The 25,314-nt window shown below is 62.7% G+C and carries 16 protein-coding genes and 1 pseudogene; 12 read left to right on the forward strand and 5 right to left on the reverse strand.

From position 1 onward, the window contains the following. The first annotated feature begins 16 nt into the window (after positions 1–16). From rluB to truB, 6 genes are all read left to right on the forward strand, one after another. Positions 17–1,885, forward strand: a complete 1,869-nt coding sequence (gene rluB, locus B0G83_RS24110; RefSeq protein WP_105509907.1) for a 23S rRNA pseudouridine(2605) synthase RluB — start codon at positions 17–19, stop codon at positions 1,883–1,885. Positions 1,886–2,509: 624 nt separating this feature from the next. After that, entirely contained in the window at positions 2,510–2,968 is a 459-nt protein-coding gene (gene rimP, locus B0G83_RS24115; protein WP_035550921.1) for a ribosome maturation factor RimP, read from the forward strand. Beyond that, a complete protein-coding gene (nusA, locus tag B0G83_RS24120) occupies positions 2,965–4,440 on the forward strand; it encodes a transcription termination factor NusA (RefSeq protein ID WP_105509908.1) in 1,476 nt (491 codons plus the stop codon). Before rimP ends, nusA begins: the two co-directional genes overlap by 4 nt. A 94-nt stretch (positions 4,441–4,534) precedes the next feature. Continuing rightward, a complete protein-coding gene (infB, locus tag B0G83_RS24125) occupies positions 4,535–7,498 on the forward strand; it encodes a translation initiation factor IF-2 (RefSeq protein WP_105509909.1) in 2,964 nt (987 codons plus the stop codon). Positions 7,499–7,698: 200 nt separating this feature from the next. Then, positions 7,699–8,064 carry a 30S ribosome-binding factor RbfA gene (rbfA, locus tag B0G83_RS24130; RefSeq protein ID WP_105509910.1) on the forward strand — a complete coding sequence of 122 codons (366 nt, stop codon included), beginning with the start codon at positions 7,699–7,701 and terminating at the stop codon, positions 8,062–8,064. 107 nt (positions 8,065–8,171) lie between these two features. Continuing rightward, positions 8,172–9,107 (forward strand): tRNA pseudouridine(55) synthase TruB, encoded by a 936-nt coding sequence (truB, locus tag B0G83_RS24135; protein ID WP_105509911.1) that lies wholly within the window; start codon positions 8,172–8,174, stop codon positions 9,105–9,107. 123 nt (positions 9,108–9,230) lie between these two features. On the opposite strand, the pseudogene B0G83_RS24140 reads toward truB, so the two are convergent. The 4 genes and pseudogenes from B0G83_RS24140 to B0G83_RS24155 form a co-directional block, all read right to left on the reverse strand. After that, positions 9,231–10,826 (reverse strand): annotated as a pseudogene (locus tag B0G83_RS24140) (DHA2 family efflux MFS transporter permease subunit); the annotation flags it as partial. Beyond that, positions 10,825–12,069, reverse strand: a complete 1,245-nt coding sequence (locus B0G83_RS24145; RefSeq protein ID WP_105509913.1) for an HlyD family efflux transporter periplasmic adaptor subunit — start codon at positions 12,067–12,069, stop codon at positions 10,825–10,827. The pseudogene B0G83_RS24140 and the gene B0G83_RS24145, both read right to left, overlap by 2 nt. 84 nt (positions 12,070–12,153) lie before the next feature. After that, entirely contained in the window at positions 12,154–13,662 is a 1,509-nt protein-coding gene (locus B0G83_RS24150; RefSeq protein WP_105509914.1) for an efflux transporter outer membrane subunit, read from the reverse strand. Positions 13,663–13,708: 46 nt separating this feature from the next. Then, positions 13,709–14,227: a MarR family winged helix-turn-helix transcriptional regulator gene (locus B0G83_RS24155; RefSeq protein ID WP_105509915.1), complete on the reverse strand. Its 519-nt coding sequence runs from the start codon at positions 14,225–14,227 to the stop codon at positions 13,709–13,711. A gap of 345 nt (positions 14,228–14,572) precedes the next feature. Between B0G83_RS24155 and typA the strand changes: the two genes are divergently transcribed. From typA to B0G83_RS24185, 6 genes are all read left to right on the forward strand, one after another. Continuing rightward, a complete protein-coding gene (gene typA / locus B0G83_RS24160) occupies positions 14,573–16,399 on the forward strand; it encodes a translational GTPase TypA (protein WP_105509916.1) in 1,827 nt (608 codons plus the stop codon). 386 nt (positions 16,400–16,785) lie between these two features. Further along, a complete protein-coding gene (locus B0G83_RS24165; RefSeq protein WP_105509917.1) occupies positions 16,786–19,647 on the forward strand; it encodes a 2-oxoglutarate dehydrogenase E1 component in 2,862 nt (953 codons plus the stop codon). Between the two features lie 157 nt (positions 19,648–19,804). Then, positions 19,805–21,082, forward strand: a complete 1,278-nt coding sequence (gene odhB, locus B0G83_RS24170) for a 2-oxoglutarate dehydrogenase complex dihydrolipoyllysine-residue succinyltransferase (RefSeq protein ID WP_105509918.1) — start codon at positions 19,805–19,807, stop codon at positions 21,080–21,082. A 146-nt stretch (positions 21,083–21,228) separates the two neighbouring features. Next, complete coding sequence (lpdA, locus tag B0G83_RS24175; protein ID WP_105509919.1) at positions 21,229–22,659, forward strand: dihydrolipoyl dehydrogenase; 1,431 nt, start codon at positions 21,229–21,231, stop codon at positions 22,657–22,659. A 90-nt stretch (positions 22,660–22,749) separates the two neighbouring features. Then, positions 22,750–23,847: a cell division protein ZapE gene (gene zapE / locus B0G83_RS24180; protein ID WP_105509920.1), complete on the forward strand. Its 1,098-nt coding sequence runs from the start codon at positions 22,750–22,752 to the stop codon at positions 23,845–23,847. Positions 23,848–24,009: 162 nt separating this feature from the next. Continuing rightward, positions 24,010–24,459 (forward strand): transposase, encoded by a 450-nt coding sequence (locus B0G83_RS24185; RefSeq protein WP_105509921.1) that lies wholly within the window; start codon positions 24,010–24,012, stop codon positions 24,457–24,459. 109 nt (positions 24,460–24,568) lie between these two features. Here the strand turns inward: B0G83_RS24185 and B0G83_RS24190 are convergent, their stop codons facing one another. Further along, positions 24,569–25,054 (reverse strand): DUF2147 domain-containing protein, encoded by a 486-nt coding sequence (locus B0G83_RS24190; protein ID WP_105509922.1) that lies wholly within the window; start codon positions 25,052–25,054, stop codon positions 24,569–24,571. Positions 25,055–25,314: the final 260 nt, after the last annotated feature.

Below are 25,314 nucleotides of genomic sequence, written 5' to 3' on the forward strand. Positions count from 1 at the left end.
ACATTTTGAGGTTGTTTTGACACATACCCACGACACCGATTCGTCCGAATCCGACCGCGCCGTGCCGTCCGCGCGGGCTGACGAAACGCGTACCAAGCAAGCGTCGGCTGCCGAGGGCGAACGCCCTGCGCAGACCGCGGAAGCAGACGGCGAAGACCGTCCGCGCCGCGGTCTGCGCCGCGGCCCGCGCAGCCTGATCGCGCGTCGCCGCGCCGGAGCCAAGACGAAGGGCGCCGAAGGCGCACCCGCGCAAGGCGCGCCGGTCGTTACCGAAGCGCCGCCGGACGGCGAAGTCGTCGCGCAAGTGCGGATGCCGCGCAAGGATGCGGGCGCGAAGGGTCAAGGGCCGCGCCGCAACGCGGGCAGCGGCGCGAAGCGTGAAGGCGGTCAGCGCGATGGCGCGCCCCGTGAAGGCCAGCGTGAGCGTCAACCGCGTGAGGGCGCTCAGCGCCAGGGGCGCCGCGGCGCCGAAGCGCCAGCTGCGGCAGCAGCGCCGGAAGCCGGTCAGGACGATCTGTTCTCGTACGTGACGTCGCCCGCTTTCGACGCGGACAACGGCACGACCGGCGGTGCGCCCGCGCCGATGCTGCGCCGTGGCAAGCCCGCCGCGCCCAAGCGCGTGCTGGCAGCCGACGACGACGCGCCCAAACTGCACAAGGTGCTGGCCGAAGCCGGCATGGGCTCGCGTCGCGACATGGAAGAGCTGATCGTCGCCGGGCGGGTGTCGGTGAACGGCGAGCCGGCCCACATCGGCCAGCGCATCATGCCGACCGACCAGGTTCGCATCAACGGCAAGCCGGTCAAGCGCAAGCTGGCCAACAAGCCGCCGCGCGTGCTGCTGTATCACAAACCGACCGGCGAAATCGTCAGCCACGCTGATCCAGAAGGCCGTCCGTCGGTGTTCGACAAATTGCCGCCGATGAAGACCGCCAAGTGGCTCGCGGTCGGCCGTCTCGACTTCAATACCGAAGGTCTGCTGATGCTGACCACGTCCGGCGACCTGGCGAACCGTTTCATGCATCCGCGTTATAGCGTCGAGCGTGAATACGCGGTGCGCGTGGTCGGCGAACTGGCCGAGGGCATGCGTCAGAAGCTGCTGCACGGCGTCGAACTGGAAGACGGTCCGGCGAATTTCTTGCGTATCCGCGACGGTGGCGGCGAAGGCACCAATCACTGGTATCACGTTGCGCTCGCCGAAGGGCGTAACCGCGAAGTGCGCCGTATGTTCGAAGCGGCCGGCCTGATGGTCAGCCGCCTGATCCGTACGCGTCACGGCCCGATTTCGTTGCCGAAGGGCTTGAAGCGCGGTCGCTGGGAAGAGCTCGAAGACAATCAGGTGCGCGCGCTGATGGCGTCGGTCGGCCTGAAGGCGCCGTCTGAAGAGCGTGGCAGCCGCAATGCGGCGCCGGAGCGCAAGCAGCCGGATCCGATGCAAACGTCGATGGGCTTTATCAGCCGTGAACCCGTGCTGATGTCGCATGGACGTCTCGATCAGCAGCAGCCGCGCGGTCAAGGCCGGCGCGGTGGTGCGGCAGGTGGCGGCTTCGGCGGCGGTGCGGGTGGGAGTTTCGGTGGCGGCTACGGCAACCGTGGCGCGGGCCGTAGCGCTGGTGGCTTCGCTGGTCCGATGGGTGGTGGCACCGCAGGCCCGCGAGGCGGCCGTGACGTCGACGGCAATCGCGCGCCGTCGGGTAATGGTAATCGTGCGGCGGGTGGCGGCAAGCGCGCCGGCGGCAATGGCGCCAATCCTGGCAATGGCGGCGGTCGCGGGCCGGGCGCCAATCGTGGCGGCAATGGCAACCGTGCGGGCGGCGGCAACACCAATCCGGGCGGTGGCGCCAATCGTAGCGGCGGCGCACCACGTGGTCGCACACGCGGGCGTTGAACGGCCCGGGTAAGACCTTGAGCGGTTATCGGCGGATAGCGTGCGGCGCAGTCGTTAGACTCTTCGAGCGGCCGTTAAGCAGCCGTCAAGGTTTCCCGGGTGACAAGTAGGTTATCTGTAATGGCCGGCCGCCAATCGTTCTTTAGCGATTGATTGCCTTGAGGCCGCCGTCAAAATCGATCGATATGTGTGGCCGGTTTCATGCAACGCATAAAACCGCGCTATAGACAAAAGTAGGGGCAGGTTTCTTTACCCCTTGCGGTCAGTCGCAGGTGGGGCGCGCCACAAGCCGCCCTGCAAAAGCCTCGCGATGCCGCCATATCCTCGAAAGATGCCCATGAAATCAAGCGGAAATGCGCTTCACACGGCGTTCTGCGGTTTGCGTTTGTCCTGAAAAATGGCTACAATCGCGGAGTCGCTGGGCGTGCGGCTTTTTATGTGCGGCTCAGGTGCGACCACCGGCAATAAGATGATGGGCGTTTAGCCCATTTTTTTTTTGCCGCTCAGTTCATCGTGGTTCGGCATCTCGGGTAGCACGAACGTGCGCCAGCTTGGCGCGCGGCCCGCATTGGTTGTTTGCAAAACAAGCGGCAGGCTCGCTGCGCGAACATCTAAGAGGGCATTGTGCAACTGACGGAACTGATTGAAACCACGGTCGTGGGACTCGGCTACGAGCTCGTCGATCTCGAGCGCACCGGGCGCGGCATGTTGTGTATCTATATCGACCAGCCGGCTGGCATCGGGATTGAAGACTGCGAGAAAGTCACGCGTCAGCTCCAGCACGTTCTGACGGTCGAAAATATCGATTATGAGCGGCTTGAAGTGTCGTCGCCGGGTCTCGATCGTCCGCTTAAGAAACTGGCGGATTTCGAACGCTTCGCAGGCAGCGAAGTGGTAATCACATTGAAAAAGCCATTGGACGGACGGAAATCGTACCGGGGCATCCTGCATGCTCCGCAAGGCGAAACGATCGGTCTGGAATTTGAAGGGAAGGAAGGCGCCGCGATGCTCGATTTCACGCTCGCGGACATGGACAAAGCACGCCTCGTTCCGAAAGTTGACTTTAGGAGCCGCAAACAATGAGTCGCGAAGTGTTGATGCTGGTGGATGCGCTGGCACGCGAGAAGAACGTCGATAAAGACGTGGTATATGCCGCGCTCGAAGCGGCTCTCGCTTCGGCCTCCAAGAAACTCTTCGAGGAAGATGCGGATATCCGCGTCCATATCGACCGTGAAAGCGGCGAGCACGAAACGTTTCGCCGCTGGAAGGTCGTGCCGGACGAAGCCGGTTTGCAGGAACCGGATCAGGAAATCCTGTTGTTCGAAGCACGCGAACAGCAACCTGAAATTCAACTCGACGAATACATCGAAGAACCGGTGCCGTCGATCGAATTCGGTCGTATCGGCGCGCAGGCCGCCAAGCAGGTGATCCTGCAGAAGGTGCGCGACGCCGAACGCGAGCAGATCCTGAACGACTTCCTCGAGCGCGGCGAGCACATCATGACCGGCTCGGTGAAGCGTCTCGACAAAGGCAACTTCATCGTCGAAACCGGCCGTGTCGAAGCGCTGCTGCGCCGCGACCAGTTGATTCCGAAGGAAAACCTGCGCGTGGGCGACCGCGTGCGGGCCTATATCGCGAAGGTCGATCGCACCGCGCGCGGTCCGCAGATCGAACTGTCGCGTACGGCGCCCGAATTCCTGATGAAGCTGTTCGAAATGGAAGTGCCGGAAATCGAACAGGGCCTGCTGGAAATCAAGGCGGCGGCCCGCGATCCTGGCGTGCGCGCCAAGATCGGCGTGGTCGCGTATGACAAACGCATCGATCCGATCGGCACGTGCGTCGGCATTCGCGGTTCGCGCGTGCAGGCTGTGCGTAACGAGCTCGGTGGCGAAAACGTCGACATCGTGCTATGGTCGGAAGATCCCGCCCAGTTCGTGATCGGCGCCCTCGCGCCGGCAGCCGTCCAGTCGATCGTCGTCGATGAAGAAAAGCATTCGATGGACGTCGTCGTAGACGAAAACGAACTGGCGGTCGCGATCGGCCGCAGCGGCCAGAACGTGCGTCTTGCCAGCGAACTCACCGGCTGGCAGATCAACATCATGACGCCGGACGAATCCGCGCAAAAGCAGAATCAGGAGCGTGGCGTACTGCGTGACCTGTTCATGGCGCGTCTCGATGTTGACGAAGAAGTGGCCGACATCCTGATCGACGAAGGCTTCACGAGCCTCGAAGAGATTGCCTACGTGCCGCTCAACGAAATGCTTGAAATCGAAGCATTCGACGAAGACACCGTTCACGAACTGCGTAACCGCTCGCGCGACGCGTTGCTGACGCAGGCTATCGCGAACGAAGAAAAGGTCGAAAATGTAGCGCTCGACCTGAAGAGCCTGGACGGCTTGGACGCCGACATGCTCGCGAAGCTGGCTGAACATCAGATCCAGACGCGCGACGAACTCGCCGAACTGGCTGTGGATGAACTGGTCGAGATGACCGGGATGGAAGAGGATGCCGCTAAGGCGTTGATCATGAAAGCACGTGAACACTGGTTCCAGTGAGAAATGACCATGGCGCACTAAATTGAACGCGGCCGTCAGGCCGCATGACCCGATGCTAACCGCAAGGAATCGGTCCTTGCATTAAGAGGAATGAATGGCGAGTAACAACGTAGCCCAATTTGCCGCGGAACTGAAAATGCCTGCAGGCGTGCTGCTTGAGCAGCTGCAGGCGGCTGGCGTCACCAAGGCGAGCGAAGCCGACGCTTTGTCCGAAACGGACAAAGCGCGTCTGCTCGACCACTTGCGCAAGTCTCACGGCTCGACTGATGCAGACAAGCGCAAGATCACGCTGACGAAACGGCATACGTCGGAGATCAAGCAGTCCGATGCGACGGGCAAAGCTCGCACCATTCAGGTCGAGGTGCGTAAGAAGCGCACTTTCGTCCGCCGCGACGAAGCCGCCGGTGAAGGCGGTGATGCATCGAATCATGTGGCCGAAGATGTCGAGGTCGAAGTTGACGATCTCGAACTGCAGCGTCGTGAAGAGGAAGCGCGTCACGAAGCCGAGTTGCTCGAAAAGCAGGCTCAGGAGTTGAAGGCGCGTCAGGAACAGCTCGAACGCGAAGAAGCCGAACGTCAGGCGCGTGAGCAGGCTGCGGAAGCTGAGCGTCGTCGTGCGGAAGAAGACGCGGCGAAGAAGCGTGCAGCGGCTGCGGCCGAGGCGGCAGCCCGCGAGAAAGCTCAGCAGCCGGCGGCGCAACCCGTAACAGCCAAGGCCGAGCCTGTCGCTGCCAAGGCCGCCGAGCCGGTGGCCGCGAAGGAAAGTGAGCAGGACGACGAACGCGCCGCGGCAGAACGCGCAGCGCAACGCGAAGCCGCGAAGAAGGCCGAAGACGCAGCGCGTCAGGCAGCCGAGAAAGCGCGCGCCGAGCAGGAAGAAATTGCCAAGCGCCGTGCCGCGGCAGAAGCCGAAGCACGTGCGATTCGCGAAATGATGAATACGCCGCGCAAGGCGCAGGTCAAGGCGCCGGAACCGGCACCGAAGCCCGCTGAGCCGGCCAAGGCCGCGGAAGCCAAAGGCACGCTGCACAAGCCGGCGCGTCCGGCGGGTGAAGCACCGGCACGTCCGGCTGCCAAGAAGCCGGCTGCTGCTGCTCCGGCTGCTACGACCACGCCGGCTGCCGGTGACAAGAAGAAGCCGGGCGGTGGTAAGGGCGGCTGGCAGGACGACGCAGCCAAGCGCCGCGGTATCAAGACGCGTGGCGACACGAGCGGCGGCGTCGATCGTGGCTGGCGCGGTGGCCCGAAGGGTCGCGGCAAGCATCAGGACCAGAACACTACGTTCCAGGCGCCGACCGAACCGATCGTGCGTGAAGTACACGTGCCGGAAACCATCACGGTCGCCGATCTGGCGCACAAGATGGCCGTGAAGGCGTCGGAAGTCATCAAGTCGATGATGAAGCTCGGCCAGATGGTCACGATCAACCAGATGCTGGACCAGGAAACGGCGATGATCATCGTCGAGGAACTGGGTCACCACGCGGTTGCGGCCAAGCTGGACGATCCGGAAGCCATGCTGGTCGAAGGCGAAGTGTCGGATGCGGAAGCATTGCCGCGTCCTCCGGTCGTCACGGTCATGGGTCACGTCGACCACGGCAAGACCTCGCTGCTCGACTACATCCGCCGCGCGAAGGTGGCAGCGGGTGAAGCGGGCGGGATTACGCAGCACATCGGCGCGTATCACGTGGAAACGCCGCGTGGCGTGATCACGTTCCTCGACACGCCGGGTCACGAGGCCTTCACGGCCATGCGTGCCCGCGGTGCGAAGGCAACCGATATCGTGATTCTGGTGGTCGCAGCCGACGACGGCGTGATGCCCCAAACGAAGGAAGCGATCGCCCACGCGAAGGCAGGCGGCGTGCCGCTCGTCGTCGCGATCAACAAGATCGACAAGCCGGATGCGAATCTGGAACGCGTGAAGCAGGAACTCGTCGCCGAAGGCGTCGTGCCGGAAGAGTACGGTGGCGAATCGCCGTTCGTGCCGGTGTCGGCCAAGACCGGCGCAGGCATCGACGATCTGCTCGAACAAGTGCTGCTGCAAGCCGAAGTGCTGGAACTGACGGCACCGGTTGAAGCGCCGGCCAAGGGCCTCGTCATCGAAGCGAAGCTCGACAAGGGTAAGGGTCCGGTGGCAACGATCCTGGTTCAGTCGGGTACGCTGAACCGCGGCGACGTGGTGCTGGCAGGTAGCGCTTACGGTCGTGTGCGAGCCATGCTCGACGAAACCGGCAAGCCGACCAAATCGGCGGGTCCGTCGATCCCGGTCGAGATTCAGGGTCTGTCGGAAGTCCCGCAAGCTGGCGAAGAAGTCATCGTCATGCCGGACGACCGCAAGGCACGTGAAGTCGCGCTGTTCCGTCAAGGCAAGTTCCGCGACGTCAAGCTGGCCAAGCAACAGGCCGCGAAGCTCGAGAACATGCTGGAGCAGATGACGGAAGGCGAAGTGGCGTACATGCCGCTCATCGTCAAGGCCGACGTGCAAGGTTCGCAGGAAGCGTTGGTGCAGTCGCTGCTCAAACTGTCGACGGACGAAGTGCGCGTACAGATCGTGCACGGCGCCGTGGGTGGCATCAGCGAGTCGGACGTCAATCTGGCCACGGCATCGAAGGCTGTCATCATCGGCTTCAACACCCGTGCGGATGCGCAGGCTCGCAAGCTGGCGGAATCCAACGGTGTCGATATTCGCTACTACAACATCATCTATGACGCAGTAGATGACGTGAAGGCCGCGATGTCGGGCATGCTGGCGCCGGAAAAGCGCGAAATCATCACCGGTACGGTCGAAGTGCGTCAGGTCTTCAAGGTACCGAAGATCGGCGCGGTGGCAGGCTGTATGGTCACGGACGGTTTCGTCAAGCGCTCGTCGTCGGTGCGCGTGCTGCGCAACAACGTCGTCATCTTCACGGGCGAACTCGACTCGCTCAAGCGCTTCAAGGACGACGTCAAGGAAGTCCGTCAGGGCTTCGAGTGCGGTATGTCGATCAAGAACTTCAACGATATCGTCGAAGGCGATCAGTTCGAAGTCTTCGAGATCACCGAAGTCGCGCGTACGCTGTAATTCACGCGGCACGGCTCAACGGGCGGAGCGGGCTTTAACGCCCGCTCCGCCCGTTGTTTTTGGGCCCGCCGTTTCGCGCAGGCGGTCTGACCCGTCGTCAATGGAATGGGGCCGCTCAAGCGTTGCTCCACGAACCATCGGCAGGCCGCAGCTGCGCGAAGCCACTTTTTTGCATCCGCCCAAGCGGATCACATCACACCATGCCTAAAAAACGTACTTCTCCCAATCGCAACGTGCAGATCGCTGATCAGATCCAGCGCGATCTGTCCGAACTGCTGCGCGAGGTCAAGGACCCGCGTATCGGTATCGTCACGATTCAAAGTGTCGAGCTGACGCCGGATTACGCGCACGCCAAGGTCTATTTCACGACGTTGACGGGCGACCCGCAACAGACGCTCGAAGCGCTCACGCACGCGGCCGGCCATCTGCACAATCAGCTGTTCAAACGTCTGCATATCCATACCGTGCCGACGTTGCACTTCCACTACGACCAGACGATCGAGCGGGCAGTCGAGATGTCGAAGCTGATCGACGAAGCCAACGCCAGTCGTGCGAAAGAAGACTGAGCGCGCCGCGAGCCGCGGCCGCGGGTGTTTTCGGCGCAATGCCGAAAACACCATCCCGCGCCGCAACCAGCGCCATTTTTCGTATCCATCGACTCCGTCTTTCTGACATGACCGCACCTCAACGTCCCCGCGTGCCGCGTCGCGTGCTCGACGGCGTGCTGTTGCTCGACAAGCCGCTCGGCCTGTCGAGCAACGACGCGCTGATTCGCGCGAAGCGCCTCTATCTGGCGAAAAAGGCGGGCCATACCGGCACGCTCGATCCGCTCGCCACCGGTTTGCTGCCGCTGTGTTTCGGCGAAGCCACCAAGTTCTCGCAGGACCTGCTCGAAGCCGACAAGACCTACGAGGCCACCATGCGCCTCGGCGTTCGCACGACCACCGGCGACGCCGAAGGCGAAGCGATCGACACGCGCGCCGTAACGTGCGACGAGGCTGCGGTTGTGGCGGCCATGAGCGGCTTTCTCGGCGAGATCACCCAGATTCCGCCGATGTATTCGGCGCTCAAGCGCGACGGCAAACCGCTATACGAATACGCGCGCGCCGGCCAGACGGTCGAGCGGGAAGGGCGTCGGGTGACGATTCTCAAACTCGATCTGCTCGCCTGCGCGCTCCCTGACGTAACGTTTCGGGTGACTTGCACCAAGGGGACGTACGTGCGCACGCTGGCCGAAGATATCGGCGAGGCGCTGGGTTGCGGTGCGCATCTGGTCGCGTTGCGGCGTACGGGCGTGGGCGCGCTGACGCTGGAGAATTCGGTGACGCTCGACGCGTTGTCCGACGCCACGGAAGCTGAGCGTGATACATGGCTGCAGCCGGTGGATGCGTTGTTGTCGACGTTTCCGTCTGTCGAGCTGAATGAAGACGCGACGCGCCGCTTCCTGCACGGTCAGCGGCTGAAGCTGTCCGAGTTGAGCATCAGCAGCGACGCGGCGAATGCGCCGCGCGTCAGAGTGTATGCAGCGGAAGGCCGTCTGCTTGGCGTCGCGAAGCCGGGTGAGGGTGTGCTGGCGCCCGAACGGCTGGTGGTCACCGCGGAGAGTTAAGCGGCGGACCTCAATAACCCGACACACGCGCCACGAACAAAAAGGCGGGACCGCTTGAGAGCGGTCCCGCCTTTTTTACATCACGACCACGTGGTCTCTAACGTGCGGTAACCAACCCGAGTCTCAATGCGCCGCCGCGGCCGCCGCACCCGCATCGCCACCCGCGCGTTCCGGGCGCGCCATCCAGATCAGCGCGATCAGCGCGACGAAAATTCCCGCCGACACAAAGAACAGATCGTTCACGCCCAGTTGCGCGGCCTGCTGCGTGGCCATCGTATTGAATAGACCATACGCCTGAGGCTGACTGAAACCGGCCGCGCCCATCTGCCGGATCGACTGATCGAAGACCGGGTTGTAGGCGCTCGCCTGCTCCGCCAGTTGCGCGTGATGCATGATCGTGCGGTGATCCCACGCCGTCTGGAAGATCGACGTGCCGATACCGCCGCACATGATCCGCACGAAATTTGACAGACCCGACGCCGCCGGAATCCGGTTGCCCGGCAAGCCCGACAGCGTGATCGACACCAGCGGGATGAAGAACCCGGCCATGCCGATCCCCTGAATCAACGTGGGCACCAGCAGCGAAAAAGTGTCGACGCCGGTCGTATAGCGAGAGCGCATCCAGAAACACAGCGCGAACACGAGGAACGACAGCGTCGCGATATAACGCGGATCGGTACGCGGCAGCACCTTGCCGGTGATCGGCGACAGCAGCACCGCGAACAGGCCGACCGGCGCCATCACGAGACCTGCTTCGGTGGCGGTGTAGCCGATATCGGTTTGCAGCCACAACGGCAGCAACACGAGGTTACCGAAGTAAAGTCCGTAGCCGATCGACAACGCGATCGTGCCGCTCGTGAAATTGCGCCGGCTGAACAGCGAAAGATCGACCACCGGATGCTCGGCCGTCAACTCCCACACGATAAAGAACGCCAGCGAGATCACCGCGGTGAGCGCCAGCACGACGACGGTCGTCGACGAGAACCAGTCGAGATCCTTACCCTTATCGAGCATGACCTGCAGCGAGCCGACCCAGAGGATCAGCAGCCCGAGACCGACGCCGTCGATCGGTGCTTTCCGGATCTCCGAATCGCGGTTGCGGAAGATCATCCACGTCGCCCCGGCGGCGATCGCGCCGACCGGAATGTTGACGTAGAAAATCCACGGCCACGAGATGTTGTCCGAGATCCAGCCGCCGAGAATCGGCCCGGCCACCGGCGCGATCAGTGTGGTCATCGCCCACATCGATAAAGCCATGGGCGCCTTGGCGCGGGGATAGCTGGCAAGCAGCAGCGTTTGCGACAGTGGAATCATCGGGCCGGCCACCGCGCCTTGCAGCACGCGCGAGGCGAGCAGGAACGGCAGTGTCGGCGCGAGGCCGCACATCCACGACGAGATCACGAACAGAATGATCGACGCCATGAAGAGACGCACCTGGCCGAACCGCTGGGTGAGCCAGCCGGTCAGCGGCACGGAGATCGCGTTGGCGACCGCGAACGACGTAATCACCCACGTGCCCTGGTCGGACGACACGCCGAGGTCGCCCGAAATGGACGGAATCGACACGTTCGCGATCGACGTGTCGAGCACGTTCATGAACACGGCGAGCGACACCGCGATCGTGCCGATCACCAGTTGCGCGCCCTCGAGCGGCGGGTGAGGGACTTGCGCCTGAGCCTGAGCCATTAAAGAAACCTTGTATGAATCGTCGCGCCGCTTACATCAGTTTCGCAGCGGGCTTGGCCGGGGCCGCCGCGGCTGCTTGAGCCGGCTTCGGCGTGCCGCCGTTCGGGCCGGCGTTTTCCGAAATGATGCGGGCGATTTCGGCGTCGGCCTGGTCACCGTACTTCTCGAACACGTTGGTCTGGTAGACCGTATTCGGCGCTTCGCCGAGCTGGCCGCCGCTCTGATCCTTGATGCTGACGTCGGCTTGCATCGACAGGCCGATGCGCAGCGGATGCTTTTCAAGTTCCTGCGGGTCGAGCGCGATCCGCACCGGCAGACGCTGCACCACCTTGATCCAGTTGCCGGTCGCGTTTTGCGCGGGCAGCAGCGAGAACGCCGAACCCGTACCGGCCGAGAAGCCGACCACCTTGCCGTGGTACACCACCGACGAACCGTACACGTCGGCCGTCAGTTCGACCGGTTGGCCGATGTGCATGTACTTCAGTTGCACTTCCTTGAAGTTCGCATCGACCCACACGCCGCCGAGCGGCACGATCGCCATCAGCGGAGTGCCCGGCGAAACGCGCTGGCCGACCTGCACCGATCGTTTCGCGACATAGCCGGTGACCGGCGCCGGCAGGTTGTTACGCGCATTGTTCAGGTACGCGTCGCGCACTTTCGCGGCGGCCGCCTGCACGTTCGGGTGATTCGCGATCGTGGTGTTGGCGGTCAACGCGCGGTTCGACGCCAATTGTTGCTGGGCGGCGTCGACGGAGGCTTGCGCGCTCTTCACGGCGTCGCGGGCGTGCGAGATTTCTTCCAGCGACACCGCGCCGGTCTGCGCGACGGCCAGACGGCGTTTCAGGTCGTCCTGAGCGCGCGACAGATCGGACTGGCGCTGAGCGACTTGCGCTTCGTACTGGTTGTCGTCGGCGAACAGGCCGCGCACCTGGCGCACCGTTTGCGCCAGATTCGCTTCGGCCTGTTCCAGCGCGACGCGTGCGTCGGCCGGATCGAGCACGACCAGCGGATCGCCGGCCTTGACGGTTTGCGTGTCGTCCGCGTTCACGGCCACCACGGTGCCGGTGACCTGCGGCGTGATCTGCACCACGTTGCCGTTCACGTAGGCGTCGTCGGTGTCTTCGTGGAAGCGCGCGACGAGGAAGTAGTAAAGACCGTAGGCGATCGCGGCGATCAGGATCACGATGACGAGCAGCGTCATCATGCGCTTGCGTTTGCCGTTGTTCGCCGGTTGGGCCGGTTGGGTGTTAGCCGCGGGCTGCTGGGGGGTGCTCATTGATGTGCTCCGGGTTCTCTTGAACGTCGTCGTTTATTCGGATGTTCTTGCGTGTTTGTGCGTGGCGTCGTGCGGTGCGTGCGCTCAGTTCGCCGCGGCGGTCGCGGCGGTGGCCGATGCCGGGGCATCGGTCGGCACCACGAGGCCGGTTTGCGTTGCGTCGAAACCGCCGCCGAGCGCCTTGATGAGGCCGATCTGCATATCGCGGCGGCGCATTTTCAGGCTGGTGACCGTCTGCTCGGCGGCGAGGCGGTTCTGGTCGGCGGTCAGCACCTGCAACTGCGGCGACAGTCCGGCCTTGTAGCGGATCACGGCCAGCTGGTACGCCTTGGTCGACGCGTCGAGCGCGCGCTGGGCGTCGCCGGACTGCTGGTCGATCGAACGGATCGACGAGACTTGCGTCGCGACGTCCGACAGCGCGCCGATCAGCGTCTGGTTGTAGTTCGCCACGTCCAGGTCGAAATCGGCGAAACGGCCCTTCAACTGCGAGCGCAGCGCGCCGGCGTCGAAGATCGGCAGATGGATCGCCGGGCCGAGTTGCATCTGACGGCTACCGGATTTGAGGAAGCGGCCCCAGCCGAACGCGTCGAAGCCGACGCCGGCCGCGAGATTCACGTCCGGGAAAAATTCGGCCTTGGCTTCCTTCACGTCGTGCATGGCGGCTTCCACTTGCCAGCGCGCGGCGACGATATCCGCACGACGCGCGACGAGGTCGGCGGGCAGGTTATCCGGCAGCGCCACCACGTTGCCGCTGGTCAGCACCGGCTGGGCGATCTGCAGACCGCGATCCGGCCCCTTGCCGAGCAGCGCGCCCAGCTGGTAACGCACCACGGTGATCTGGCCGTCGAGGTCGGTCAAATTCGACTGGCTGGTCGCGATATTGCCGTTCGCGGTCTGCCGTTCGACATTGGTGTCGAGGCCGGCGGCCACGCGGCCGTTCGTAATGCGGCCGATGTCCTGGCGGTTGGCGATTTCGCGCGCGGCGATGTCGCGGAACGCATACAGCTGCGCGAGCTGGTTGTACGAACTCGCCACCGATGCCGCGAGCGTGACGCGCGCCTGCTGCATGTCGGCCTCGGCAGCCTTTTCCTGCGACACGGCCTGGCCGAGGCGCTGGCGATTCTTGCCCCACAGGTCGAGATCCCACGACGCGCTGGCGAGCACGTTGTTCTCGCTATACCAGGTTCCACCGTACGGAGGCGGGTAGAGCGCGTTCCCCGAGAACAGTTCGCGGGTCCACGAATAGCTGCCGTTGACCTTCGGATAGAGCGCCGAGCGCGAGCTTTCGATATACGACGACGCCTTCGCGAGCCGCGCCTGGGCCTGCGCGATCGACGGGCTGCCTTCCAGCGCTTCCGCGATCAGCTTGGGCAACTGCGGGTCGCCGAACTGGTTGGCCCAATCGAGCGACGGCCACTGGCCGCCCTGGCCCGACAGACTTTGGGAGGACTCGTACTGAGCCGGCGACGAGATCTGCTTGTCGCTTTTCATACCGAAGTAGTTCGCGCACCCCGTGAGGGCGAGCGCCGTCACCGCGGCGGCGACAGCGGTCCGGCGCGAGAACGCGGACGCGGACAGGGAAAGGGATTTCATCGCTCGACTCTTTGAGTGGAATGTAATGATGGACGCTGCAAGCAATCTACTGCGATTTACTGTCGAAATTGCTTGCTGCATCACGGGTTAGTCCCGTTTGTTCACCGGAATTGACGAGCACACGGCGCAACATGCTCTTCAGAAAACCGACTTCTTCGGCCGTGAAGCCGTTCAGCAGGTCGTCCAGCACACCGTTGAAAATGGCCGGCATTTTCGCTGCGATCGCGTGGCCCTCCGGCGTCAGCGCGAGGCGCACCACGCGCCGGTCTTCGTTGCTGCGTACCCGGGTCAGCAGGCCGCGCTTCTCCAACCGATCGACCAGACGCGTGACGGCGCTTGCGTCGATGCCGTATTCGCGCGCCAGTTCGGCCGCCAGCAGGCACTTGCCGCTCGCCACCATGAACAGGATGCTGCCCTGCTGGCTGGTGATGCCCAGTTCGGCCATGCTGCGCTGCGTGATCAGATTCGACATGGTCGATTTCACGCGCGACAGCAGATAACCGACGCTTTCGCCGAGCTGATACTGGCTGAGGTCCGGCGTGGGAGTAGGAGAATGCTCCGTCATGATTCTCGTGCGAATGCAATGGTTGACTAGGCAGGAGTATAGAGGTCCGTTGGTTGACGCGGCAAGCGTTATTACAGCTTAGGCAAGGATCCATTACCGCTCAAGGCATGATGCGCGCGGTTTTGCGTAGTGTTGCGCCGATCGGCGCGGGCAGGGTGATGGGCGCCCGGTTGCGCCAAGGCCTGTCGCGCAATCAGGGAATACGAGATAGCTTCATTTCTGCGTGCTATAATGTTGGGTTCCCAAAAGTGCGCTTTGGGCTTGTCGTGGTTTCGTGGTTTATCTGGCAACCGATAAGTAACCGGCATAAGCAAGCGGCGCACTCCAACTGTCTCCAGGTTTCCTATGACCCGCGCCCTACGCAACATCGCCATCATTGCCCACGTCGACCACGGTAAGACTACGCTCGTCGACCAACTGCTCCGTCAGACCGCCACGTTCCGTGACAACCAGCAGGTCGTCGAGCGCGTGATGGACTCGAACGACATCGAAAAAGAACGTGGCATCACGATTCTGTCGAAGAACTGCGCGGTCGAATACGAAGGCACGCACATCAACATCGTCGACACGCCGGGCCACGCCGACTTCGGCGGCGAAGTGGAGCGCGTGCTGTCCATGGTCGACTCGGTGCTGTTGCTGGTGGACGCGGTCGAAGGCCCGATGCCGCAAACGCGCTTCGTGACCAAGAAAGCGCTGGCGCTCGGCCTCAAGCCGATCGTCGTGATCAATAAGGTCGACCGGCCGGGCGCGCGGATCGACTGGGTGATCAACCAGACGTTCGACCTGTTCGACAAGCTGGGCGCAACCGACGAACAACTCGACTTTCCGATCGTCTACGCGTCGGGCCTGAACGGCTACGCGGGCTTGACCGCCGACGTGCGCGAAGGCGACATGCGTCCGCTGTTCGAGGCCGTGCTGAAGCACGTGCCGGTTCGCCCGGCCGATCCGGCCGCGCCGCTGCAACTGCAGATCACGTCGCTGGACTATTCGTCGTACGTCGGCCGTATCGGCGTGGGCCGTATCACGCGTGGCACGATCAAGCCGGGCATGTCGGTCGCCGTTCGTTCGGGCCCCGACGGCGCGATCCTGAACCGCAAGATCAACCAGGTGCTGTCGTTCAAGGGTCTGGAGCGCGTGCAGGTCGAGTCGGCTGAAGCCGGCGACATCGTGCTGATCAACGGTATCGAGGAAATCGGTATCGGCGTGACCATCTGCGCACCGGAGCAACCGGAAGCGCTGCCCATGATCACCGTCGACGAACCGACGCTGACCATGAACTTCCTCGTCAATTCGTCGCCGCTGGCCGGCCGCGAAGGCAAGTTCGTCACGAGCCGTCAGATTCGTGACCGCCTGATGAAGGAACTGAACCACAACGTCGCGCTGCGCGTGAAGGAAACCGGCGACGAAACCACGTTCGAAGTGGCGGGCCGCGGTGAACTGCACCTGACCATTCTGGTGGAAAACATGCGTCGCGAAGGCTATGAGCTGGCCGTGTCGCGTCCGCGCGTGGTGATGCAGGAAATCGACGGCGTGAAGCACGAGCCGTACGAAAACCTGACGGTCGACATGGAAGACGGCCACCAGGGCGGCGTGATGGAAGAGCTGGGCCGCCGCAAGGGCGAAATGCTCGACATGGCGTCGGACGGCCGTGGCCGTACGCGTCTCGAGTACCGTATTTCGGCGCGTGGCCTGATCGGCTTCCAGTCGGAGTTCCTCACGCTCACGCGCGGCACGGGTTTGATGAGCCACACGTTCGACTCGTATCAGCCCGTCAAGGAAGGCGCGGTCGGCGAGCGTCGCAACGGCGTGCTGATTTCGCAGGACGACGGCGCGGCTGTCGCGTACGCCCTGTGGAAGCTGCAGGATCGCGGCCGTATGTTCGTGTCGCCGGGCGAGCCGCTGTACGAAGGCATGATCATCGGCATTCACAGCCGTGACAACGACCTGGTCGTGAACCCGATCAAGGGCAAGCAGCTGACCAACGTGCGTTCGTCGGGTACCGACGAAGCGGTGCGCCTCGTGCCGCCGATCCAGATGTCGCTGGAATACGCGGTCGAGTTCATCGACGACGACGAACTGGTCGAAGTCACGCCGCAATCCATCCGTCTGCGCAAGCGTTACCTGAAGGAACACGAGCGCCGCAGCGCAAGCCGTAAGGGCGCAGTGGACTAAGCAGCGCAGTGCACTGAGCACGCAGCGAACCGAGCGCAATCCCGCTTCGCTACCAGGCAAAAGCCACCCTTGGGTGGCTTTTGCCGTTTCTGCGCCCAATGCAACCTGACGCAGTCTGATGCTAGTTGGCAGTCAATTGGCCCCGTTTGCCGCAGAAGACTGTTGTCCATCCTGAAAGTTGCCCGAAAGCCCCGTCGGAAAAGGCTTGAGCGGCAATCCGTCTGCTATCTGGAGTATCGGTTCTGTGATATGCTCCCCGGGTGCAAAGTTTTAGGTCCTTCCAAGCAAGACTTGATTCGCGCAATCCGCCAAACGGTCAGGCCGTGTCGCGGAAGGTTCTGTAACCCGCTATTTCTCGAGAAACTCGAAGAAAGGTGAGCGTAAAAATGATGAAGCAATTCCAGTCGAACTCTTATCTGTTCGGCGGCAATGCTCCGTACGTAGAAGAAATGTACGAAGCGTATCTCGACAATCCGGCGTCAGTGCCCGAGAACTGGCGCAGCTATTTCGACGCGTTGCAGAATGTTCCTGCATCGGACGGCAGCAATGCCAACGACGTGGCCCATGGCCCGATCGTCGAATCGTTTGCTCAACGGGCCAAGGCTAACGCCTTCATCCCGCGCGCGGCAACCGGCGGCGAAGACCTCGCTACCTCCCGCAAGCAAGTCTATGTGCAGTCCCTCATCGGCGCATACCGCTTCCTCGGCTCGCAATGGGCCAATCTCGATCCCCTGAAGCGCCGCGAACGTCCCGCTATCCCCGAACTCGAACCCGCGTTCTACGACTTCACCGAAGCCGACCTGGACCAGGAGTTCAGCGCCACGAACCTGTATTTCGGTTTCGAGCGCGCGTCGCTGCGCGAGATCGTCAAGGCATTGCGTGACACGTACTGCGGCACGATCGGCGCCGAGTACATGTACATCAGCGATCCGGAACAGAAGCGCTGGTGGAAAGAGAAGCTCGAGTCGATCCGTTCCACGCCGAATTTCTCGAACGACAAGAAAAAGCACATCCTGAATCGTTTGACGGCTGCTGAAGGCCTCGAGCGCTTCCTGCACACCAAGTACGTCGGCCAGAAACGCTTCTCGCTCGAAGGCGGCGAAAGCTTCATCGCGTCGATGGACGAAGTCGTGCGTCACGGCGGCGCCAACGGCGTCCAGGAAATCGTCATCGGCATGGCCCACCGCGGCCGTCTGAACGTGCTGGTCAATACGCTGGGCAAGATGCCGGCGGACCTGTTCGCCGAATTCGAAGGCAAGCACGTCGACGACCTGCCGGCTGGCGACGTCAAGTACCACAAGGGTTTCTCGTCGGACGTCTCGACCGAAGGCGGCCCGGTTCACCTGTCGCTCGCGTTCAACCCGTCGCACCTCGAAATCGTCAACCCGGTGGTCGAAGGTTCGGCGAAGGCCCGTATGGACCGTCGCGGCGACGACAGCGGCCTGCAAGTGCTGCCGGTGCAGATCCACGGCGACGCGGCTTTCGCAGGCCAGGGCGTCGTGATGGAAACGCTGAACCTCGCGCAAACGCGCGGTTACGGCACGCACGGCACGCTGCACATCGTCATCAACAACCAGATCGGCTTCACGACGTCGGACCCGCGCGATTCGCGCTCCACGTTGTACTGCTCGGACGTCGTCAAGATGATCGAAGCGCCGGTGCTGCATGTGAACGGCGACGATCCCGAAGCGGTCGTGCTGGCTACGCAGCTGGCCATCGACTTCCGGATGCAGTTCCACAAAGACGTGGTCGTCGACATCGTCTGTTTCCGCAAGTTGGGTCACAACGAGCAGGACACGCCGGCGGTCACGCAGCCGCTGATGTACAAGACCATCGCCAAGCATCCGGGCACGCGCGCGCTGTACGCTGAAAAGCTGGTGCAACAAGGCGTGATCACCGCGGAAGAAGGCGACGATTTCGTCAAGGCCTACCGCAAGGCCATGGACGAAGGTCACCACACGGTCGACCCGGTCCTGTCGAACTACAAGAGCAAGTACGCGGTGGATTGGGTGCCGTTCCTGAACCGCAAGTGGACCGACGCAGCCGACACGGCCGTGCCGCTCGCGGAACTGAAGCGCCTCGCCGAACGCATCACCACGGTGCCGGAAAACTTCAAGGTTCACCCGCTGGTCGAGCGCGTTCTCAACGACCGCCGTGCAATGGGTCGTGGCGAAGCCAAGCTCGACTGGGGCATGGGCGAGCATCTGGCATTCGCGTCGCTGGTCGCGTCCGGCTATGCCGTGCGCCTGACCGGTCAGGACTCGGGCCGCGGCACGTTCACGCACCGTCACGCGGTGCTGCACGATCAGAACCGCGAACGCTGGAACGACGGCACGTACGTGCCGCTGCAGAACATCGCCGAAGGTCAGGCGAAGTTCAACGTGATCGACTCGGTGCTGTCGGAAGAAGCGGTGCTGGGCTTCGAATACGGCTACTCGACCGCTGAACCGAATACGTTCGTCGCGTGGGAAGCGCAGTTCGGCGACTTCGTGAACGGCGCGCAAGTCGTGATCGACCAGTTCATCTCGTCGGGCGAAGTGAAGTGGGGCCGCGTCTCGGGTCTCACGATGCTGCTGCCGCACGGTTACGAAGGCCAGGGTCCGGAACACTCGTCGGCACGTATCGAGCGTTTCCTGCAACTGTGCGCGGATCACAACATGCAGGTCGTTCAACCGACCACGCCGGCGCAGATTTTCCACCTGCTGCGCCGTCAGATGATCCGCCTGTTCCGCAAGCCGCTGATCGTCGCAACGCCGAAGTCGCTGCTGCGCCACAAGGAAGCCGTTTCGGATCTGTCGGAACTGGCCAAGGGCGCGTTCCAGCCGATCATCGGCGAAGTGGACGAAGCCGTCGACGCGAAGAAGGTCAAGCGCGTGGTCGCCTGCTCGGGCCGCGTGTACTACGACCTCGTCGCACATCGCCGCGAAGCGAAGCAGTATGACGTCGCCATCATCCGTATCGAACAGCTCTATCCGTTCGCGCATAAGCAGTTCGAAGCGGAAATGAAGAAGTACGACAACGCGACCGAAGTGGTCTGGGTGCAGGACGAGCCGCAGAATCAAGGCCCGTGGTTCTACATCGAGCATCACCTGAAGGAAGGCATGAAAGACGGGCAGAAGCTGGCGTACAGCGGCCGTCCGGCTTCGGCCTCGCCGGCAGTCGGCTACTACGCGAAGCACTACGAGCAGCAGAAGGCGCTGGTCGAAGGCGCGTTCGGCCGTCTCAAGAGCTCGTCGATCGCTAAATAAGCAAAAACAGACGAACCGGGAAAGCGCCGTGCGCTTTCCCGTGCCGCCCTCACTGGACTAACCAGGGTTCATCACCAGGTTCACAAACGGCAGGCATGGTTCGCAGGCGGTCGTCGTTCACCGCGCCGTCACCCGATACGTATTCAGGATATTCATAATGGCTATTGTTGAAGTCAAGGTTCCCCAGCTGTCCGAGTCGGTCTCGGAAGCCACGATGCTGCAGTGGAAGAAGAAGCCCGGCGAGGCTGTCGCGATCGACGAAATTCTCATCGAAATCGAGACCGACAAGGTCGTGCTCGAAGTGCCGGCACCCGCGGCCGGCGTGCTCGCGCAAATCATCTCGAACGACGGCGACATCGTCGCCGCCGACCAGGTGATCGCGAAGATCGACACCGAAGGCAAGGCTGGCGCCGCCGCCGTCGAAGCCGAAGTGAAGCCGGCTCCGGTCGCTGAGCCGGCACAAGCCGCTGCTCCGGCCGCGCAGGCCGCATCCGCAACGGGTGCGAACACCGCGGCTTCGCCGGCTGCCGGCAAGCTGATGGCCGAGAAGGGTCTGGCGGCGGGCGACGTCGCCGGCACGGGCCGTGACGGCCGCATCACCAAGGGCGACGTGCTGAGCGCGGGCGCCCCGGCGGCCAAGGCCGCACCGGCTCCGGCCGCTGCCGCACCGAAGGCGGCCAAGCCGTCGCTGCCGGAAGTCAAGGGCCCGGCCTCGGCCGACCAGTGGCTGAAGGACCGTCCGGAACAACGCGTGCCGATGTCGCGTCTGCGTGCGCGTATCGCCGAACGTCTGCTCGAGTCGCAGCAGACCAACGCCATCCTGACCACGTTCAACGAAGTGAACATGGCCCCGGTCATGGACCTGCGCAACAAGTACAAAGACAAGTTCGAAAAAGAACACGGCGTGAAGCTGGGTTTCATGTCGTTCTTCGTCAAGGCGGCGGTTCACGCGCTGAAGAAGTACCCGCTGGTGAACGCGTCGATCGACGGTAACGACATCGTCTATCACGGCTACTTCGACATTGGTATCGCGGTCGGTTCGCCGCGCGGCCTGGTGGTGCCGATCCTGCGCAATGCGGATCAGCTGAGCCTCGCGGAAATCGAGAAGAAGATCGCCGAATTCGGTCAGAAAGCGAAAGACGGCAAGCTGTCGATCGACGAAATGACTGGCGGTACGTTCTCGATCTCGAACGGTGGTGTGTTCGGTTCGATGCTGTCGACCCCGATCATCAACCCGCCGCAATCCGCGATTCTCGGCGTGCACGCCACCAAGGAACGCGCTGTGGTTGAAAACGGCCAGATCGTGATCCGCCCGATGAACTACCTGGCGCTGTCGTACGACCACCGCATCATCGACGGTCGCGAAGCGGTGCTGTCGCTGGTGGCCATGAAAGACGCGCTGGAAGATCCGGCGCGTCTGTTGCTCGACCTGTAAGCACCCGTCGGGTTGGGCCGGCGTCGGCTTGTCATCGCGCAAGTCGACGCCATATAAGCACTACGTCTTTCCAGCATTCCGCAGCACAGGAACGCCGCGCGCCTCGAAGCGTGGCCGCGCGCCGTTCCGCCATCAAAAGGATTGTCATGTCCAAAGAATTTGACGTCGTCGTGATCGGCGCGGGCCCCGGCGGTTATATCGCCGCCATTCGCGCAGCGCAGCTCGGCAAGACCGTCGCATGTATCGAGAAGTGGAAGAACCCGGCCGGCGCGCTGAAGCTCGGCGGCACGTGCTTGAACGTGGGTTGCATTCCGTCGAAGGCGCTGCTCGCGTCGTCGGAAGAATTTGAAAACGCATCGCATCACCTGGCTGACCACGGCATCTCCGTGGAAAACGTCCAGGTCGACATCGCGAAGATGCTGGCCCGCAAGGAAAGCATCGTCGAGAAGATGACGAAGGGTATCGAATTCCTGTTCCGCAAGAACAAGATCACCTGGCTCAAGGGTCACGGCAAGTTCACCGGCAAGGCGGACGCCGGCGTGCAGATCGAAGTGAGCGGCGAAGGCGAGACGGAAGTCGTCACGGCAAAGAACGTGATTATCGCCACGGGTTCGAAGGCGCGTCATCTGCCGGGCATTCCGGTCGACAATAAGATCGTCGCCGACAACGAAGGCGCCCTGACGTTCGACAGCGTGCCGAAGAAGCTGGCCGTGATCGGCGCCGGCGTGATCGGTCTGGAACTCGGTTCGGTGTGGCGTCGTCTCGGTGCGGACGTGACCGTGCTCGAAGCGCTGCCGGAATTCCTCGGCGCGGCCGACCAGTCGCTGGCCAAGGAAGCCGCCAAGCAGTTCAAGAAGCAGGGTCTCGACATTCACGTCGGCGTGAAGGTCGGCGAAGTGAAGGCAACGGACAAGAACGTCACGATCGCTTACACGGACAAGGACGGCAACGCGCAATCGCTCGAAGCCGACCGTCTGATCGTGTCGATCGGCCGTGTGCCGAACACGGACAACCTCGGCCTCGAAGCGATCGGCCTGAAGGCCAACGAGCGCGGCTTCATCGATGTCGACGACCACTGCGCGACGGCGGTGCCGAACGTGTACGCGATCGGCGACGTGGTGCGTGGCCCGATGCTCGCGCACAAGGCGGAAGACGAAGGCGTGCTGGTGGCCGAGATCATCGACGGTCAGAAGCCGCATATCGACTACAACTGCGTTCCGTGGGTGATCTACACCGAACCGGAAATCGCGTGGGTCGGCAAGACCGAACAGCAACTGAAGGCGGAAGGCCGCGAAGTCAAGACGGGCCAGTTCCCGTTCATGGCGAACGGCCGCGCGCTCGGCATCAACAAGGCGGATGGTTTCGTCAAGATGATCGCCGACGCGAAGACCGACGAACTGCTCGGCGTGCACATCATCTCGGCCAACGCATCGGACCTGATCGCGGAAGCCGTGGTGGCGATGGAATTCAAGGCGGCGTCGGAAGACCTCGGCCGCATTTGCCATCCGCACCCGTCGCTGTCGGAAGTCATGCGCGAAGCGGCTCTTGCCGTGGACAAGCGCGCGCTGAACATGTAATCACGCGCACGCCTGACTGAACGTAATTCGGCATCACCACGAAGGCGGGCGGGTTCATTCCCTCCCGCCTTTCTTTTTTGCAGCAACACAATGAACGTCACCGAATACTACGAAAAAGAACTGCAGACGCGGGGCTATCAATCGGACCCGGCGCAGCTCGCGGCGGTCGACCGCCTGCAGCGGTGCTATGAGGAGTGGGTCGAATACAAATCGCGCCGCTCGAATGCGTTCAAGAAGCTGATCATTCACCCGGATCTGCCGCGCGGCGTCTACATGTGGGGCGGCGTAGGGCGGGGCAAGAGCTTCCTGATGGACAGCTTCTACATGATCGTGCCGGTGCAGCGCAAAACGCGGCTGCATTTCCACGAGTTCATGCGCGAGGTGCACCGCGAACTGGAAGAGCTGAAAGGCACGGCCGATCCGCTCGACGAACTCGCGCGCCGGATTGCCAAGCGCTACCGGCTGATCTGTTTCGACGAATTCCACGTGTCGGATATCGCCGACGCGATGATTCTCTACCGTCTGCTCGACAAGCTGTTCGAGAACGGCGTGCAGTTCGTGATGACGTCCAACTACGATCCGGACACGCTGTATCCGGACGGCCTGCATCGCGACCGTATGCTGCCGGCGATCGAACTCATCAAGAGCAAGCTCGACGTGGTCAACGTGGATGCGGGCATCGACTACCGGCAACGCACGCTGGCGCAGGTCGAGGTGTATCACACGCCGCTCGGCGCTGCGTCGGATAAAGCCTTGCGCGACGCATTCGCGCGCCTCGCCGCGGTGCCCGACGAGAGCCCGATCCTGCGCATCGAAAAGCGCGAGCTGAAGGCGCTGCGTAAAGCCGACGGCGTCGTCTGGTTCGATTTCGCGACGCTCTGCGGCGGCCCGCGTTCGCAGAACGACTACCTCGAACTGGCGAGCCGCTTTCACGCGGTGGTGCTTTCCGGCGTCCCGCAGATGTCGGTGCGCATGGCGTCGGAAGCGCGCCGCTTCACTTGGCTGATCGACGTGTTCTACGACCATAAGGTCAAGCTGCTGATGTCGGCGGCGGTGCCGCCGGAAGAGCTGTATGTTGACGGTCCGATGGCGAACGAATTCACACGCACGGTCTCGCGCATCGTCGAAATGCAGTCGAAGGAGTACCTCGATACCCCGCGTCGGATCGTGGATACGTCGCTGACCTGAGCGCGCGCGTCAACTAGCCGGGCAATTCTTTTACGATAGGTCGCGCTCCGCTCACCGAACAGGCGACGAGCGCCGACGTATTTTCAAGATTCGGATTGATCTTATATTCCGGCTGCGGACGACTGGATATCTTCTGTCGAGGTTCTGACGAAGGAGAAACCCATGGATCCCTACCGCGATATCAATGACGAAGAATGGCAACGTGTTGCACCGTTGCTCCCCGAATTGCGGCCACGTGCCGAACTGCGCGGCCGGCCTCTCGCCAATACCCGTTCGGTGCTGAATGGCGTGCTGTGGGTCATGTACAGCGGCGCCACCTGGTCCGCCATGCCGCGCAAATATCCGTCGTACCAGACCTGCCATCGTCGCTTCAAGGCGTGGTATGCGTCGGGTGTGCTCAAGCGGGTGACGGAGCAACTCTTCGGCAGTGCGAGCGAAGAGCTTTGCAGTTTGATGGAAGCGCGCATGCGAACGCACCTGGGCGCGGAACAGAAGCGTGTCGACGGCGACCCCACCCGTACTGTCGCGCCGGCCGTGTACAAGCCGGCCCCCACGACACCGCTACCGGTCTCGCCCTTCGCGTTCGGGTCGCCTTTCAAGCACGCTGCATGACGATACCGATCCCACTCACTTCTTATCAACAAAACGGCCGAACGATGGCGATCGTCGGCCGTTTTTTTATGCTTCAATCGAGGCCGCGCCAAAGCGGCCTCGCGCTGCCTTACTGCTGACGCACCCACGTTTGCGAGCGGCCCAGCAGCGAGATGCCGATATAGCCGCGCACCACCAGTTTGTTGCCACCGTCTTCCAGGTGCATCTTGCACTTGTAGAGCTTGCCATTTTCCGGGTCGAGAATCTGCCCGTGATCCCAACTGTCGCCGTCTTTCTTCATGTCGTTGATGATGGTCATACCGAGAATCGGCTGATCCTTGCGTCCGTCGGTGCAGGCGGTGCAGCGGCGATCCGGCTGGTCGTTCGGTCCGAGCCCCTTGACTACCTTGCCGCTAAGCGAACCCCCGCCGTCCTGGGCGATCTGCACGAGCGCCTTGGGCTGGCCGGTGTGATCGTCGATGGTTTGCCACATGCCGACCGGGCTATCGGTTTGCGCCATGGCCGTCATGGCGCTGGCCAGCAATACGCCGGCGAGCGCGGCCTGTTTGGCGGTGCGAAGCGTGATGGCACGCGCGCGTTGTGTGAATTGCAGCATTGTCTTCCTCCTTGATTAAAGACAGCGCGATCATGGTCGCGCGGCGTTATCGGCATCTCGGGCGGCTTGCTGGTTTCTGCCGCCGTGATGCCTTGTACGGCCCCTCAGGTTCTCTGTTTCGCTTGGGTGGCGGCGCGCGGTTGCGCGTCGCCGGCCGCACATCGTCAGCGCAGAATACGTGAAACTGCGCGCGTCGTTTGATAGTGGACCCTCTAATCAGGACGCGGCACTTTCATGGCTCGGGTATCGCTCAAGCATCG

It is taken from the genome of Paraburkholderia sp. BL21I4N1, from assembly GCF_002973525.1.
In the GTDB taxonomy this organism is placed as follows: Bacteria; Pseudomonadota; Gammaproteobacteria; order Burkholderiales; family Burkholderiaceae; genus Paraburkholderia.

Coding starts and splice junctions, on each gene's coding strand:
- rbfA (WP_105509910.1), top strand. CDS start 7,699: ATGCCTAAAAAACGTACTTCTCCCAATCGCAACGTGCAGATCGCTGAT.
- odhB (WP_105509918.1), top strand. CDS start 19,805: ATGGCTATTGTTGAAGTCAAGGTTCCCCAGCTGTCCGAGTCGGTCTCG.
- B0G83_RS24150 (WP_105509914.1), bottom strand. CDS start 13,662: ATGAAATCCCTTTCCCTGTCCGCGTCCGCGTTCTCGCGCCGGACCGCT.
- infB (WP_105509909.1), top strand. CDS start 4,535: ATGGCGAGTAACAACGTAGCCCAATTTGCCGCGGAACTGAAAATGCCT.
- lpdA (WP_105509919.1), top strand. CDS start 21,229: ATGTCCAAAGAATTTGACGTCGTCGTGATCGGCGCGGGCCCCGGCGGT.
- B0G83_RS24145 (WP_105509913.1), bottom strand. CDS start 12,069: ATGAGCACCCCCCAGCAGCCCGCGGCTAACACCCAACCGGCCCAACCG.
- B0G83_RS24155 (WP_105509915.1), bottom strand. CDS start 14,227: ATGACGGAGCATTCTCCTACTCCCACGCCGGACCTCAGCCAGTATCAG.
- B0G83_RS24190 (WP_105509922.1), bottom strand. CDS start 25,054: ATGCTGCAATTCACACAACGCGCGCGTGCCATCACGCTTCGCACCGCC.
- typA (WP_105509916.1), top strand. CDS start 14,573: ATGACCCGCGCCCTACGCAACATCGCCATCATTGCCCACGTCGACCAC.
- nusA (WP_105509908.1), top strand. CDS start 2,965: ATGAGTCGCGAAGTGTTGATGCTGGTGGATGCGCTGGCACGCGAGAAG.
- truB (WP_105509911.1), top strand. CDS start 8,172: ATGACCGCACCTCAACGTCCCCGCGTGCCGCGTCGCGTGCTCGACGGC.
- zapE (WP_105509920.1), top strand. CDS start 22,750: ATGAACGTCACCGAATACTACGAAAAAGAACTGCAGACGCGGGGCTAT.
- B0G83_RS24165 (WP_105509917.1), top strand. CDS start 16,786: ATGATGAAGCAATTCCAGTCGAACTCTTATCTGTTCGGCGGCAATGCT.
- B0G83_RS24185 (WP_105509921.1), top strand. CDS start 24,010: ATGGATCCCTACCGCGATATCAATGACGAAGAATGGCAACGTGTTGCA.